The 14,079-nt window shown below is 62.6% G+C and carries 12 protein-coding genes; 4 read left to right on the forward strand and 8 right to left on the reverse strand.

Annotation, left to right across the window (positions count from 1 at the left end; all coding sequences use genetic code 11):
* Positions 1–321 precede the first annotated feature (321 nt).
* The 4 genes from BOP96_RS26780 to BOP96_RS26800 form a co-directional block, all read right to left on the reverse strand.
* A complete protein-coding gene (locus BOP96_RS26780; protein WP_073454522.1) occupies positions 322–2,004 on the reverse strand; it encodes a ShlB/FhaC/HecB family hemolysin secretion/activation protein in 1,683 nt (560 codons plus the stop codon).
* 186 nt (positions 2,005–2,190) lie between these two features.
* Positions 2,191–4,020: a collagen-like triple helix repeat-containing protein gene (locus tag BOP96_RS26785; protein WP_083609863.1), complete on the reverse strand. Its 1,830-nt coding sequence runs from the start codon at positions 4,018–4,020 to the stop codon at positions 2,191–2,193.
* 303 nt (positions 4,021–4,323) lie between these two features.
* Positions 4,324–5,172 carry a MaoC family dehydratase gene (locus BOP96_RS26795; RefSeq protein WP_073454524.1) on the reverse strand — a complete coding sequence of 283 codons (849 nt, stop codon included), beginning with the start codon at positions 5,170–5,172 and terminating at the stop codon, positions 4,324–4,326.
* Positions 5,173–5,174: 2 nt separating this feature from the next.
* Entirely contained in the window at positions 5,175–6,527 is a 1,353-nt protein-coding gene (locus BOP96_RS26800) for a 3-oxoacyl-ACP reductase (protein ID WP_073454527.1), read from the reverse strand.
* Between the two features lie 113 nt (positions 6,528–6,640).
* Here BOP96_RS26800 and BOP96_RS26805 point away from each other — a divergent pair, with 113 nt between their 5' ends.
* Together BOP96_RS26805 and BOP96_RS26810 are read left to right on the forward strand one after the other, a co-directional pair.
* A complete protein-coding gene (locus BOP96_RS26805) occupies positions 6,641–7,918 on the forward strand; it encodes an acetyl-CoA C-acetyltransferase (protein WP_014716760.1) in 1,278 nt (425 codons plus the stop codon).
* 134 nt (positions 7,919–8,052) lie between these two features.
* The gene (locus BOP96_RS26810) at positions 8,053–8,952 is read left to right on the forward strand and encodes a PA4780 family RIO1-like protein kinase (protein ID WP_014716761.1); all 900 of its coding nucleotides are present in this window, start codon (positions 8,053–8,055) and stop codon (positions 8,950–8,952) included.
* Between the two features lie 218 nt (positions 8,953–9,170).
* On the opposite strand, the gene cueR is transcribed toward BOP96_RS26810, so the two are convergent.
* From cueR to BOP96_RS26830, 3 genes are all read right to left on the reverse strand, one after another.
* Positions 9,171–9,572: a Cu(I)-responsive transcriptional regulator gene (gene cueR, locus BOP96_RS26820; protein ID WP_003188242.1), complete on the reverse strand. Its 402-nt coding sequence runs from the start codon at positions 9,570–9,572 to the stop codon at positions 9,171–9,173.
* Positions 9,569–11,770 carry a heavy metal translocating P-type ATPase gene (locus BOP96_RS26825; RefSeq protein WP_073454531.1) on the reverse strand — a complete coding sequence of 734 codons (2,202 nt, stop codon included), beginning with the start codon at positions 11,768–11,770 and terminating at the stop codon, positions 9,569–9,571. Before BOP96_RS26825 ends, cueR begins: the two co-directional genes overlap by 4 nt.
* Before the next feature lie 66 nt (positions 11,771–11,836).
* Positions 11,837–12,217: a hypothetical protein gene (locus BOP96_RS26830; RefSeq protein WP_014716764.1), complete on the reverse strand. Its 381-nt coding sequence runs from the start codon at positions 12,215–12,217 to the stop codon at positions 11,837–11,839.
* 147 nt (positions 12,218–12,364) lie between these two features.
* On the opposite strand from BOP96_RS26830, the gene BOP96_RS26835 reads away from it, so the two are divergent.
* Together BOP96_RS26835 and BOP96_RS26840 are read left to right on the forward strand one after the other, a co-directional pair.
* Positions 12,365–12,562 (forward strand): heavy-metal-associated domain-containing protein, encoded by a 198-nt coding sequence (locus BOP96_RS26835; RefSeq protein WP_014716765.1) that lies wholly within the window; start codon positions 12,365–12,367, stop codon positions 12,560–12,562.
* Between the two features lie 87 nt (positions 12,563–12,649).
* Positions 12,650–13,843: a multidrug effflux MFS transporter gene (locus BOP96_RS26840; RefSeq protein ID WP_020301944.1), complete on the forward strand. Its 1,194-nt coding sequence runs from the start codon at positions 12,650–12,652 to the stop codon at positions 13,841–13,843.
* Between the two features lie 8 nt (positions 13,844–13,851).
* Here the strand turns inward: BOP96_RS26840 and BOP96_RS26845 are convergent, their stop codons facing one another.
* Positions 13,852–14,031, reverse strand: a complete 180-nt coding sequence (locus BOP96_RS26845; RefSeq protein WP_014716767.1) for a hypothetical protein — start codon at positions 14,029–14,031, stop codon at positions 13,852–13,854.
* Positions 14,032–14,079 lie beyond the last annotated feature (48 nt).

Below are 14,079 nucleotides of genomic sequence, written 5' to 3' on the forward strand. Positions count from 1 at the left end.
AAAGATTCATTGACTGACACACCGCCTTCGCGAGCAAGCCCGCTCCCACATTTGGCTCGTGGGGTGCCAGGCACTTAGTCGCCGACTGTCCGGCCGTTATCGCAGGCAAGCCAGCTCCCACAGTTTGATTGCGGGGGCTCAGGTAGAGGGGGTTCGGCTGTCAGGTCGCTGGGATCTGTGTCGGGCACTGATTCTGTGAGCAACACAGACCCTTGTGGGAGCTGGCTTGTCTGCGATAGCGGTGGTTCAGTTAAAGATTCATTGACCGACACACTGCCTTCGCGAGCAAGCCCGCTCCCACGTTGATTACAGGTGCCCTCATCACAGTTGATAACTGAAACTCAGCGTATATCGCGGCCTGCGATTAAAGCTGTCCAGGGCGATATCCGACATTGGCTTGGCCGCCTCCAGCGCGATGTTGTAGTACTTCTTGTCGCCAAAACGTAAACCCACCGCCGCCGAGGACATGTCGTTGGCCTTGACCGGCAGGTCGTTGAACCAGGATTTGGCGCGGTCGACTACGACGTAGGGTTGCAGGATCTTCACCCAGTTGCCGGTGCGGTTGAAGCTGTAGTTGACCTCGTACGCCACCCCCCAGCCCTTGTCGCCCGAGCCTTGGTCGTCCGGGTAGCCACGGCCGAAATTCTGCCCGCCGAAGGTCGCGCGCTCGCTGTCGGGCAGGGTGTTGTCGCTCCAGTACAGCGCACCCGACAACACGCCTTGCCAGTTGTCGAAGAACTTGTCGCTTTGCACGCCGGAAAGGCGCAGGCGGAAGAAGTCGAGGTCGGGTTTGGCCACGCCCAGGTCACTGCGGGCCTTGGCGCCCAGACCGTCGATGCCCTGGTACAGACCACCACTGATGATGCGCAGGCGTTGCGCGTCGGCTTTGCGCCAATCGCCTTCGAAGGCCAGGGCGCGCAGGTTGGATTCGATGTCGAAACGCAGCGGGTAGCCCACCAGTTTATAGCGCGTGGTCTGGTCGACCGCGTACAGGCGCGTGCCCAGGGTGAGCGACTCGGTGGGGGAGGCGATGAACGGATGGCTCAGGCCAATGGAGTAGCGGTCGATGGACTGGTGCGGCTTGAGTTCGAAACCGCCATCCAGTTGCACGCTGCTGTTGGGGTCGGCGCGATAGCGTTCGGCGGCGAGCGCCAGTTGGGTGCCCTCGGCGTTGATGAACTGGTTGTAGTCCACACGGTAGTAGTGTTCTTTGTCCTCGCCGGGTGGGAACAGGCCGCTGACGCTGAGCTGCTCGCCCATGGACGTCTGGGAATTGCTGGTGGCGCTCAGCAACGCTTGCGTGCCGCCACGGCTTTTTTGCACCAGGCTCATGCTGGTGGTGAAAGGTTTGCGGCTGGCCTGGATCTGCATGTGCGTGGCGCCATCAGTGGTGCCCGGTGGCGGTACTTGCGCCTGTACGCTGAGGCCGGGGATGCGGCTCATCAGCGTGGTGTAGCGCTCGAAAGTCTTGCGGGTCAGCGGGCGCTCAGCCAGGAGCTTCTGCGCGAGTTTATCGACGTAGGCCGACACCGAACCGATGTCGCCGGTTTGTTGATAGTCCTTGATGTAGCCCTCCACCAGTACCACGCGGACCAGGCCGTTTTCGAAATTCTGTTGCGGCAGGAACGCGTAGGACAGCAGGTAGCCATCCTCCTGATAACGGCGGGTGATGCCACGGGTCGCTTCAATTAGTTGCGCAAGGTTGGTTTCACGTCCAATCAACGGCGCATACACCTGCGCCGTCTCGGCGAGCGGGTAGACCGTTCCGCCTTCGATGTGCAATTTTCGAATAGTGACCTTGGTGTCCATCAACAGCGGCTGGCCGGCAGTCGGTGGCGCTTCAGGTACCTGGGTTTTCGACGAGGGTGGTCGGTAGGCGTCGGCGGGCAGGTTGGGCACCGGCAGGGTGCGGACAGTGTCGTTGCTGTTAAGAAAGCTGGGAAGGGTCTCGGCCTGGACGTAGGCACTGAGGGTGAGCAATAACAACGGCGTCAACACGCGCATAGGACACTCCATGGTCAACTGCAGCAGCGCTTCGGGCCCGCCGGGTTCTGGGACTCGGTTCGGGAGGGTGGCGATTGATAAAGCGTGTCGCCGCCCATAAAAAAGACGAGAGACTTATTAAAGGTCTCTCGTCTCAACCAAGCGTAGGCGCTGTAGGGGAGGCCGTCTAATCGGCCAGGTGCATTTCTATTTGCCGGTCAGGCCGTTCAACAAACCGCCCAGACCGCCAGTGGCCGTAGTGCCGCCTGTGGTTGTGGCCGTGCCGGTTGCTGTGGCGGTGGTGCCGATATTCAGGCCACCGAGCAAACCACCGCTGGTGCCGCCAGTGGTGCCGCCCGTCACCAGGCCACCCACCGAGGCGACGGTGCCGCCGACCGCTGTGACGGTGGTGCCTACCGCGTTGGTGATCGGGTTGGCGTTGGCCGCCGTCAGGTTGGTACCCAAGCTGCTGACTGCGCCGCCGACTTGAGTGACCAAACCATTCACCGGAGCACCCACACCGGTAGTCGTGCCGATGGTTTGCGTCAGGTTGGTGACGCCGCTGGTCACAGGATTGAGCGCTGCGCCGACATTGGCCGCCACGGTGGCGACCGGTGCGGTAGCTGCGGTGTTTGCTACACCTGTGCCACCCAGCACAGTGCCCAGCGACGCAACGGTGCCGCCGACTGCACCACCGGTCACACCCGCTGCACTGACGGTGCCGTTGGTGTTGCCCACGTTCAGGCCGGTACCTACGTTAGCCACCAGGCCACCCACCAGCTCTGGAAGGCCGGGAGCCGAGGTGCCACCGGTTGGGGCCACATAACCGCCCGATTTATCCAGTGTGCCACCGACGCCAGTGAGCACGGTGCCGACAATACCGGTGACCGGGTTGCCCGTGCCGCCAGTGCTGGCGACTTGAGTACCCAGGCCAGTGACAGCCGAACCGACTTTATCCAGTACGCCATTGAGTGGAGCGCCCAGGCCGGTTGCGTTGCCCAGGTTGCCGGTGGTGTTTTCCACCAGCGACACTACAGGCACCACTACTTTGCTGCCTAAGGTATTGGTCAATGAACCCAGTGGGCCCGTGGTGCTGGCCGTGCTGAGGGTATCGCCGAGCATGGTGACGGTGGTGCCGACTTTATCCACAACGCCACCTACCGCAGTGCCTACTCCGCCTGTCACACCGCCGACGACGGGTACTCCCCCGAGGGTGGTTGACAGTGATTGGCCGGTGGTCGAGAGGCCGCCGCCCAAATCGGCCACCCCATTACCTACGCCTGCTACCGTGGTGCCCAGGGAGTTGGTGTTGGTGCCCAGTGAGCCCAAGCCGGCGGTTACGCCAGTGCCGATGCTGTTAACAGCGGTGCCTGCCGAGGTGACCAGGCCGCCAGCGGTTGCGCCGACGATGGGTACGCCATTCAACGTCGAACCCAGGTTACCGACCGCTGTACCGACATTGCCGACTGTGGTGCCAAGGGTGCCGGCGATCTGGCCGGTGACCAGTGGGGTGGTTGTCGAACCAGTGCCGCCGCCAGTGCCGCCACCAGTGCCGCCACCAGTGCCGCCACCAGTGCCGCCACCAGTACCACCGCCAGTGCCGCCGCCGGTGCCGCCACCAGTACCACCGCCAGTGCCGCCGCCGGTGCCGCCACCAGTACCACCGCCAGTACCGCCGCCGGTGCCGCCGCCAGTGCCGCCACCAGTACCACCGCCAGTGCCGCCGTCACCACCGCCCGTGCCACCACCGGTTCCACCGCCAGTGCCGCCGTCACCGCCGCCCGTGCCACCACCGGTTCCACCGCCAGTGCCGCCGTCACCGCCGCCTGTGCCACCACCGGTCCCACCGCCTGTACCGCCATCACCGCCACCAGTACCTCCACCTGTGCCGCCTCCGGCGCCTGCACCCGCATCCGGCGATGACGCCGCCACGCTGGATTTATGCCCGCCACCACCGCTGCTGCAGCCGCCCAGGCTCATTGCCAGAACGAGGGCCAGCGCGGTACTTGCTTTCCAAAACACGACTTGAGTTTTCATGATTGAGTTCCTTGCACCTGGTACAACCTTGGTTGTTTCAAACCCTCGTTATTTCTTTGGATAACGATAGGTTTGTCCGTGTGGCTATCTCAGGCCAGGGCACTCTTTCACGCAATGCTCAACTTGGTATTAACGATTTATATACACCCGGGCTTAGTCGGCTTAGGAACTAATACCAAAGGTGTAATGGGAGGGTGTTTCGGATTGTTTAGATGATTAAAATCAAAGGCTTGTAAAAAAGCGGCGGACCTCTCAAGGTCCGCTATAACTTAGGGTGTATATATACAATTAATCAGGGGGGTTTCAGGAAATCGGCTGCCACTTGCCCCGCATGTGTTGAATATCCCCAGCGCCTTTGAGTTCCAACCCTCCGCTGGAACCGGCCGCGCTACTTATTAATATCACTTCACTGGGCAGGCGCACCGGCTTCATGAACTCGACGTCAATTTCAATATTGGCGGCCGGCAAGTGTTCTGCCAGCGCCGCGAGGGTGCGGGCCTTGTTCCACAACCCGTGGGCGATGGCCTGGGGAAAACCGAACAGCTTGGCGGTAGGCGCACTAAGGTGGATGGGGTTGTAGTCGCCAGACACGCGTGCGTAGCGGCGGCCTATGTCAGTGGGCGCTTTCCAGCGCGTCAATTCGGTGAGCGTGCCTGGGGTTTGCAATCCGCGCTCCAGGGCTTCGCCTTCCAGCTTCACGCCCCGGCATAACATTTGGCTTTCGGCTTCCCACAAGAGCCCAAGGGCATCCTCTATAACGGTGACGATGTCAAAGGTGGCCCCCTTGGGATGGGGGCTGAGATTGCGTGCGTAGACACCGACACTCACGTCACCGACTCCACCCAAAGGCCGATGAATACGGATGCGATTGCGCAGGTGGATCAACCCCAGCAGTGGAAATGGAAAAGTCTTGTCCGTCAGCAATTGCAGTTGCAGGCCGAACGCGAGGATATGCGGATAAGTCGCGGGCAGCATCGGGCTGTCAGCAAAGCCGCATACCTTGCGATAAGCCGCAACCGCGCCGGGATTGACACTTATCCGGCAGCGCAACCCACGTTCGGGCAATGTGCTGCCGGTGATCTTGCGCTTGAGCGCCGCGCGCCAATACAGCGGCAGTAGAGACGGGGTGCTGTCCAACGTTTGCCATTGCATGCTTACGCTCCCAGAAGACTTTGCCCACACACTCGCAGCGTCTGGCCGCTGACCGCACCGGAGCCCGGCTGGCTCAGCCAGGCGACGGCTTCGGCCACATCCTGGGGCAAGCCACCTTGACCCAGGGAACTCATGCGGCGCCCGGCCTCACGCAGGGCGAAGGGGATATGCGCGGTCATCTGGGTTTCGATAAACCCAGGCGCAACGGCGTTGATGCTGATCCCACGTTCCTTCAACAGCGGCGCCCAGGCTTGAGCCAGGCCGATCAATCCGGCCTTGCTTGCGGCATAGTTGGTTTGCCCTCGATTGCCGGCGATGCCACTGATGGAGGCCAGCAACACCACCCGAGCGTTGTTTTGCAGGGTGCCGTTGTCGAGCAGGGCCTTGGTCAGCACTTGCGCAGCCTTGAGGTTGACCGCCAGCACTGCGTCCCAGTATTCCGGGGTCATGTTGGCCAGGGTTTTGTCGCGGGTGATGCCGGCGTTGTGCACCAGGATGTCGAGCCCGTCTGGCAGGTGCTCGATCAGTTGGCGTGCGGCATCTTCAGCGCAGATATCCAGCACCACCGTGCGCGCATTCAGGCGTGCGGCCAGGGCTTCAAGGTCGGCCTTGGCCTGGGGCACATCGAGCACAATGACCTCGGCGCCGTCGCGGGCCAGGGTTTCGGCGATGGAGGCACCGATGCCTCGAGCGGCGCCGGTAACCAATGCCTTGCGCCCGGCCAGCGGGCGCGTCCAATCTTGCACCGGGGTATCGCAGGCCGCCAGGCGAATCACCTGGCCGGAGATATAAGCGCTTTTGGGCGAGAGGAAAAACCGCAGCGCGCCTTCCAACTGGTCTTCGGCGCCGTCGCCCACGTACAGCAACTGCAGCACGCCACCGCTGCGCAGCTCCTTGGCCAGGGAGCGGCTGAAGCCTTCCAGGGCGTGCTGGGCGCTAGCGGCGAAGGGGTCGCTGAGGCTTTCCGGCGCTCGGCCAAGGATTACCAGGTGTGCACTGTGGTCGAGATTTTTCAGCAGCGGTTGGAAGAATTCGCGCAGTTGCTTGAGCTGCTCGGTGTGTTGCAAAGCACTGGCGTCGAACACCACCGCCTTGAGCTTGGGGCCGTGTCCTGGAATCCACGCGGGCGCTGTCGAGGCTTCGGCGCCGTAGCTGTAGACGGCGTCGGTGAGTCGGTTGGCAAATGCCAGCACCTGGGTTGCCAATGCGCCACCGCCCAGCAGCAGGGCGCCTTCGACCGGGCGCAGGCGTCCGGCTTGCCAGCGTTCCAGGCGTACCGGTGACGGCAGGCCAATGGCGGCGACCAGGCGATGGCCGAGGCTTGAGTTGGCGAAGTCGATATAACGGTCAGACATGGAACGCTCTCCGAAGGCTGGGGTTCAAAGGTTGACCACCCTGGGGTGGCAGTCGTTCGATTGAGCCTAGGCTAGGCTTGATGATTCCACCCACCACCACAAGGGAGCTTTCCATGACTCAATTGCGCCGTGTAGCGATCATTGGCGGTAACCGCATTCCTTTCGCCCGTTCCAATGGCCCCTATGCCACGGCGAGTAACCAGGCGATGCTGACTGCCGCGCTGGAGGGCCTGATCGAGCGCTACAACCTGCACGGCCTGCGCATGGGCGAGGTGGCCGCCGGCGCGGTGCTCAAGCATTCCCGTGATTTCAACCTGACGCGTGAATGCGTGCTCGGCTCGCGCCTGTCACCGCAAACCCCTGCGTACGACATTCAGCAAGCCTGTGGCACGGGGCTGGAGGCGGCGCTGCTGGTGGCCAATAAAATCGCCCTGGGCCAGATCGAATGCGGCATTGCCGGCGGAGTGGACACCACCTCGGATGCACCGATTGGTGTGAATGAAGGGCTGCGCAAGATCCTGCTGCAAGCCAACCGCAGCAAATCCCTGGGAGATAGATTAAAACTCCTGTTACAACTTCGTCCTCATCACCTCAAGCCGGAACTGCCGCGCAACGGCGAACCGCGCACCGGTTTGTCCATGGGTCAGCACTGCGAGCTGATGGCTCAGACCTGGCAGATCCCCCGCGCCGAGCAGGACCAGCTTGCGCTGGAGAGCCACCAGAAGATGGCGGCGGCCTACGCCGAAGGCTGGCACAACGATTTGCTCACGCCCTTTCTCGGCCTCACCCGCGACAACAACCTGCGCCCCGACCTGACCCTGGAAAAACTCGCCAGCCTCAAGCCGGCCTTCGAGCGCAGCGAAAAGGGCACGCTCACCGCCGGTAACTCCACGCCGCTGACCGATGGTGCCTCTCTGGTGCTGCTGGGCAGCGAGGCGTGGGCCAAGGAGCGCGGCCTGCCGATCCTGGCTTACCTGCGCGATGGCGAAGCAGCGGCGGTGGATTTCGTCCACGGCGCCGAGGGCCTGTTGATGGCGCCGGTGTATGCGGTGCCACGCTTGCTGGCGCGCAACGGCCTGACCTTGCAGGACTTTGATTACTACGAGATCCACGAAGCCTTCGCCGCCCAAGTGCTGTGCACGCTCAAGGCCTGGGAAGACGCCGACTATTGCAAGACCCGCCTGGGCCTGGACGCACCGCTGGGGTCGATCGACCGCAGCCGGCTCAACGTCAAGGGCAGTTCCCTGGCGGCGGGCCATCCGTTTGCCGCCACCGGTGGGCGGATCGTCGCCAACTTGGCTAAATTGTTGGATGCGGCGGGCAAGGGCCGTGGGCTGATTTCCATCTGTGCCGCCGGTGGCCAAGGCGTGACGGCGATTATCGAACGCTGATTGCCGATAAAATTGGCCCATTGAATGCATTCTCAAGGGGTCAGAGGTCAGTAGCCTCTCCCCCCGGCGAGCCGATTGCCGTATAACGAGTTCCACACGCGTGTTTGGTAATACAGGACCCACAATAAAAGCTGATGAAGACTCCTAAACGCATTGAACCCCTGATCGAAGACGGTCTGGTCGACGAAGTGCTGCGCCCTCTGATGAGTGGTAAAGAAGCAGCTGTTTATGTGGTGCGCTGCGGCAATGAATTGCGTTGCGCCAAGGTTTACAAGGAGGCGAATAAACGAAGTTTTCGTCAGGCATCCGAATACCAGGAAGGCCGTAAGGTCCGTAACAGCCGCCAGGCACGAGCCATGGCCAAGGGCTCCAAGTTCGGCAAGAAAGAAACCGAAGATGCCTGGCAGAACGCGGAAGTGGCGGCGCTGTTTCGCCTGGCCGGTGCGGGCGTTCGTGTGCCCCAGCCGTTCGACTTTCTCGAAGGCGTGCTGTTGATGGAACTGGTGGCCGACGAATACGGCGATGCGGCGCCGCGTCTGAATGACGTAGTGCTGGAGCCGGACCAGGCGCGCGAATACCACGCCTTCCTGATCTCCCAGATCGTGCTGATGCTGTGCACCGGCCTGGTGCACGGTGACCTGTCCGAGTTCAACGTACTGCTCACGCCTACGGGCCCGGTAATCATCGACCTGCCCCAGGCGGTGGATGCGGCGGGCAACAACCACGCCTTCAGCATGCTGGAGCGCGACGTCGGCAACATGGCTTCCTACTTCGGGCGTTTTGCCCCGGAGTTGAAGAAGACCAAGTACGCCAAGGAAATGTGGGCGCTGTACGAAGCCGGCACCTTGCACCCGGCCAGTGTATTGACCGGTGAGTTCGACGAACCGGAAGAACTGGCGGATGTGGGCGGTGTGATCCGTGAAATCGAAGCGGCACGGCTGGATGAAGAGCGTCGCCAGGCGATTCGCGCGGCGGATGACGCGCCACCGAGCAAAGTGCCGGACGAGCCACCGCCGCCGCCTTGGATGCAGTAACTCACAATGTGGGAGCTGGCTTGCCTGCGATGCAGGCACCTTGGGGTATCAGTGACACCGAGGTGATGCTATCGCAGGCAAGCCAGCTCCCACATTGATCGTTCCCACGCTCTGCGTGGGAATGCATCCCTGGACGCTCTGCGTCCCAAAGCGTGACGCGGAGCGTCGAAAGCGGCATTCCCACGCGGAGCGTGGGAGCGATCATTGCGTACGGTCTGTCAGGCGCAGCAGTTGCCCGCGGCCAACTCCTTGAGGATCGGGCAATCGGGCCGGTGATCGCCTTGGCAGTGCTCCATCAGGTCCTGCAAGGTATCGCGTAGTTGCCCCAGCTCACGAATCTTGTGGTTCAGCTCGTCGATGTGCTGGCGCGCCAGGGCTTTTACGTCGGCGCTGGCCCGCTGGCGGTCTTCCCACAGGGTCAGCAACTTGCCGACTTCTTCCAGTGAAAACCCCAGGTCCCGCGAGCGCTTGATGAACGTCAGGGTGTGCAGGTCGTCGTGACCGTACACCCGGTAGCCGCTGTCGGTGCGGTGGGCGGTTTTCAGCAGGCCAATGGATTCGTAGTAGCGAATCATCTTCGCGCTTAGCCCGCTGGTGCGGGCGGCTTGGCCGATGTTCATGGGCGTTGATCCTCCAAGTCCTTGGGTTTCCAGGTTTTCAACAGCAGGGCGTTACTCACCACGCTGACGCTGGACAAGGCCATGGCGGCGCCAGCCAGTACCGGGTTGAGCAGGCCGAAGGCGGCCAGGGGAATGCCGATCAAGTTATACACAAAGGCCCAGAACAGATTCTGTCGAATTTTCGCGTAGGTCTTGCGGCTGATCTCCAGGGCGGCCGGCACCAGGCGCGGGTCGCCACGCATCAAGGTGATACCGGCGGCGTGCATGGCCACGTCGGTGCCGCCGCCCATGGCGATGCCGATATCGGCAGCGGCCAGGGCTGGTGCATCGTTGATACCGTCGCCGACCATGGCCACCACGCCGTTTTTTTTCAGCTCGGCCACGGCAGCGGCTTTATAGGCGGGCAGTACTTCGGCATGCACATCGTCGATGCCCAAGGCCTCGGCCACCACCCGTGCACTGCCGTGGTTATCGCCGGTGATCAGGTGGCTGCTGATGTGCTGCGCCTTGAGTTGTTGCACGGCTTGCAACGCGCCGGGCTTGAGCGTGTCGCCAAAGGCAAACAGCCCCAGCACGCGCGGCTGCGCACCTTGCTCGATCAGCCAGGACAAGGTGCGGCCTTCGGCTTCCCATTCCTTGGCACGCGGGCCCAAGTCGCCTGCGTCCAGGCCGGTTTCTTCCAGCAAGCGGCGATTGCCCAGCGCCAGTGGCCGACCGTCGAGCGTACCGGCAATGCCGCGCCCGGTGAGGGATTGGCTGGCGCTCACATCGGCCACGTCCAAGCCTTTTTCGCGGCAAGCATCCAGCACGGCCTTGGCCAGTGGGTGCTCACTGCCGCGCTGCAAGGCGCCGGCCTGTTGCAACAATAGGGCTTCGTCACCATCCACGGCCGCCAAATGCGCAATGTTGGGCGCGCCTGAGGTGAGGGTGCCGGTTTTGTCGAACACCACGGCGCTCACGGCGTGGGCACGCTCCAGGGCTTCGGCGTCCTTGATCAAAATGCCATGGCGCGCGGCGACGCCGGTGCCGGCCATGATCGCGGTCGGCGTGGCCAGGCCCAAGGCACAAGGGCAGGCGATCACCAATACGGCGACCGCATTGATGATGGCGGTTTCCAGGGAGGCGCCGTACAGCCACCAGCCCACGACGGTAATCAGCGCCAATACCAGCACGGCCGGCACGAACACCTGGCTGACTTTATCCACCAGTTTCTGAATCGGTGCCTTGGCGGCCTGGGCGTCTTCGACCAGGCGGATGATGCGCGCCAGCACACTTTCTGCGCCCAGGGCCAGGGTGCGCACCAGCAAACGGCCTTCACCGTTGATGGCGCCACCGGTGACCGCATCGCCGGGTTGTTTGGGCACCGGCAGGCTTTCGCCACTGATCAGCGCCTCATCGGCATGGCTCTGGCCTTCCACCACTTCACCGTCCACCGGGAAGCGTTCGCCGGGTTTGACCAGCACCAGGTCATCGTGCTTCAACGCACTGATGGCGACGTCTTCTTCGCGGCCGTCCTGCACGCGGATCGCCCGTTCCGGCCGCAAGGCTTCAAGGGCGCGGATGGCGCTGGCGGTCTGGCGCTTGGCGCGGCTTTCCAGGTATTTGCCCAGCAGTACCAAGGCGATTACCACCGCCGAGGCTTCGAAGTACAGGTGCGGCGTCACGCCTGGGGCGGCGGTGAGCCATTCATAGATACTCAAGCCGTAGCCGGCACTGGTGCCGATCGCCACCAGCAGGTCCATATTGCCGGCGCCGGCGCGCACGGCTTTCCACGCGGCGACATAAAAGCGCGCGCCCAGGATGAATTGCACCGGTGTGGCCAGGGCAAACTGTATCCAGGCGGGGAGCATCCAGTGCAGGCCGAAGGGTTCTACCAGCATCGGCAGCACCAAGGGCAACGCCAGCAAAATGCCCGCGACCAGCGACCAGCGCTCGCGGCGCAGGCGTCGGGCTTGATCGGCGTCGGTGGCGGTTTCGCTTTGGGGCAGGGTGGCGGTGTAGCCGGCTTTGTCAACAGCGGCGATCAGCACGCTGGGGTCCATCTGGCCCTGTACTTCGATGTGCGCGCGTTCATTGGCCAGGTTGACGCTGACACGTTGCACGCCCGGCACCTTGCCCAGCGCGCGTTCGACCCGCCCGGCACAGCTGGCACAGGTCATGCCGCCGATGGGCAGGTCAAAGGTGGTGGATCCATTCATGGGGCAGTCCTCCAGAAGAAGTTGCCACTAGGATCAACCTTAACCTGTGGGGAAGGTCAAGCCCCTTCAGTATTCCAATGCCGCGGCTTTGAGGTACATGCCGTCCGGGCCCTGGGCAATGCGTAATTTGCGTACGTCACCGGCTTTCAAGGTGATGTTCTGCGCGGGTGGCGCGAGCATGCCTGGCAGACAGCCGGGGGCCTGGCTCGGCAACACTTTCAGGCGCAACGACACATCGCCAGGGGGAAGGTTGAAGGCGGTGGCCTGTTCCTGGAACAGACGCCCGGCCAGTTGGTCCTGGATATACAGGCCGATCTCGCAGTGGGTCGGCACTTCCAGGCGTTCGCGGGAAATAATCAGCACCGCATAATCTTCAGCAGCGAGGGCCTGGGGCGCAGCGGCAGGCAAGCTCATCAGGCCGGCAAGGGCAAAAAACAACCAGCGCATGGCGAATGCTCCGTGGTTCACAGCTAGGAAGGTTGAAGCTTGGCCGACGTCGCCGCCGAATACCAGCCCGGCAGAAATACTGAGAACTTGACCTTGCCATCATGGCAAGCTCGACACTGGGCTCAACCTCATCAAAGGAGTCATGTCATGCAAATATTCAGCGTTGAAGGAATGACCTGCGGCCACTGCGTTAAAGCGGTGACCCAGGCGGTACAGAGCAAGGATCCGGCGGCGAGTGTAAAGGTGGATTTGGCAGCGAAAGAAGTGGGTGTGGAAAGCCGCTTATCTGCAGATGACGTGATCGGCCTGATAACCGAAGAAGGCTACAGCGCCAAGCTGGCGTGATTTTTCTGATCGTTAGCCACCTAACGTAATGTTCATGGCACCCAAGCGCGGCTAGACTGTTGAGCTGCCGACTCACTTGGGTGTCTGATGAACCTTCGCATAATCCTGATTCTGGGCGCCTTGAGCGCCTTCGCGCCGTTGGCGATCGACTTTTACCTGCCGGGCTTTCCGGCAATGGCCACGGCCTTCGCCACTGATGAAAAACATATCCAGCTGACCCTGGCGGTGTATTTCGCGGGCCTGGCTATTGGCCAATTGATCTACGGGCCGCTGGCCGACCGCTTTGGCCGGCGTGTGCCGCTGCTCAGCGGCGTCACCCTGTTTACCCTCGCGTCCTTCGCCTGTGCGTATGCGCCGTCCCTGGAATGGTTGATTGGCGCACGCTTCGTGCAGGCCCTTGGCGGATGTGCGGGCATGGTGATTTCCCGGGCGGTGGTCAGCGACAAATGCGATGCCGTGGGCTCGGCCAAGGTGTATTCGCAACTGATGCTGGTGACCGGCCTGGCCCCGATCCTGGCGCCATTGGCCGGTGGCCTGATGGTCGGCGTGTGGGGCTGGCAGTCGATTTTCCTGGCGTTGTCGTTGTTCAGCGTGATGGCGGCCATCGCCGTGGCGGTCGGGTTGCCGGAAACCTTCCCGGCCGATCAGCCGCGTCAGCCGTTGTCGGGCTCGTTGCGCCGCTACGGCTCGCTACTGTCAGACCGGGTGTACCTGGGCTATGCCTTGACCGGCGGCATCTCGATTGCCGGGATGTTTGCCTACATCGCCGGCTCCCCCTTCGTATTTATCAAGCTCTATGGCGTGCCGGCCGAGCATTACGGCTGGTTGTTCGGCTCCAACGCCGCGGGCTTTATCCTGGTGGCGCAACTGAACGCAAGATTGCTCGCCAAGCGCGGCCCCGCGTTTTTGCTGTCGCGCACCGTGTGGGTGTACGTGGCGGCGGCGTTGACGCTGTTGGGAATTGCCGCGTTGCGCACCGAGGCGCTATGGCCGTTGCTGGTGCCGCTGTTTATCTGCATCGCCAGCCTGGGCTGCATTTTGCCGAATACCTCGGCCTGTGCCATGAGCGGGCAGGGGGCTCGGGCCGGCAGCGCGTCGGCGTTGCTCGGTTGCATTCAGTTTGGTGTGGCGGCAGGCGCGGCGTCGTTGGTCGGTGTGTTGCACGACGGCACGGCGATGCCGATGGCCATGGTCATCTGCCTCTGCGGGGTGCTGGCGGTGACCATTGCCATGGCGACCCAGCGCCTGCAACGGGCAAGGGCCGTACAGGCGCAGGTCTGACGTTCGGTTCAGCCAGCGGAACGTTGCTGGTTGAGGGGGAAGCGGTGGGGAGCCTGGATCCGGGCCTGCAGCGTGTCGGCGAAGGCCCGGGCCTCGGCTTCACTGCGAAAGGTGATGGCCTCGCCGTCGAGACGAACTTGCCATTGGCTGCCGGGGGATTTTGCTAACGCTTTTATCAGGATTTTCATTGCTGACTTCCTCACGTAAAAGAATCGTGGCAAAGGCGGCCAATATAA

The sequence above is a fragment of the Pseudomonas sp. FSL W5-0203 genome (assembly GCF_001896155.1).
GTDB lineage: Bacteria > Pseudomonadota > Gammaproteobacteria > Pseudomonadales > Pseudomonadaceae > Aquipseudomonas > Aquipseudomonas paracarnis.

Excerpts from the sequence above, each read along its gene's own strand:
- BOP96_RS26780 (WP_073454522.1), bottom strand. The coding sequence starts at position 2,004 with ATGCGCGTGTTGACGCCGTTGTTATTGCTCACCCTCAGTGCCTACGTC.
- BOP96_RS26785 (WP_083609863.1), bottom strand. The coding sequence starts at position 4,020 with ATGAAAACTCAAGTCGTGTTTTGGAAAGCAAGTACCGCGCTGGCCCTC.
- BOP96_RS26795 (WP_073454524.1), bottom strand. The coding sequence starts at position 5,172 with ATGCAATGGCAAACGTTGGACAGCACCCCGTCTCTACTGCCGCTGTAT.
- BOP96_RS26800 (WP_073454527.1), bottom strand. The coding sequence starts at position 6,527 with ATGTCTGACCGTTATATCGACTTCGCCAACTCAAGCCTCGGCCATCGC.
- BOP96_RS26805 (WP_014716760.1), top strand. The coding sequence starts at position 6,641 with ATGACTCAATTGCGCCGTGTAGCGATCATTGGCGGTAACCGCATTCCT.
- BOP96_RS26810 (WP_014716761.1), top strand. The coding sequence starts at position 8,053 with ATGAAGACTCCTAAACGCATTGAACCCCTGATCGAAGACGGTCTGGTC.
- cueR (WP_003188242.1), bottom strand. The coding sequence starts at position 9,572 with ATGAACATCGGCCAAGCCGCCCGCACCAGCGGGCTAAGCGCGAAGATG.
- BOP96_RS26825 (WP_073454531.1), bottom strand. The coding sequence starts at position 11,770 with ATGAATGGATCCACCACCTTTGACCTGCCCATCGGCGGCATGACCTGT.
- BOP96_RS26830 (WP_014716764.1), bottom strand. The coding sequence starts at position 12,217 with ATGCGCTGGTTGTTTTTTGCCCTTGCCGGCCTGATGAGCTTGCCTGCC.
- BOP96_RS26835 (WP_014716765.1), top strand. The coding sequence starts at position 12,365 with ATGCAAATATTCAGCGTTGAAGGAATGACCTGCGGCCACTGCGTTAAA.
- BOP96_RS26840 (WP_020301944.1), top strand. The coding sequence starts at position 12,650 with ATGAACCTTCGCATAATCCTGATTCTGGGCGCCTTGAGCGCCTTCGCG.
- BOP96_RS26845 (WP_014716767.1), bottom strand. The coding sequence starts at position 14,031 with ATGAAAATCCTGATAAAAGCGTTAGCAAAATCCCCCGGCAGCCAATGG.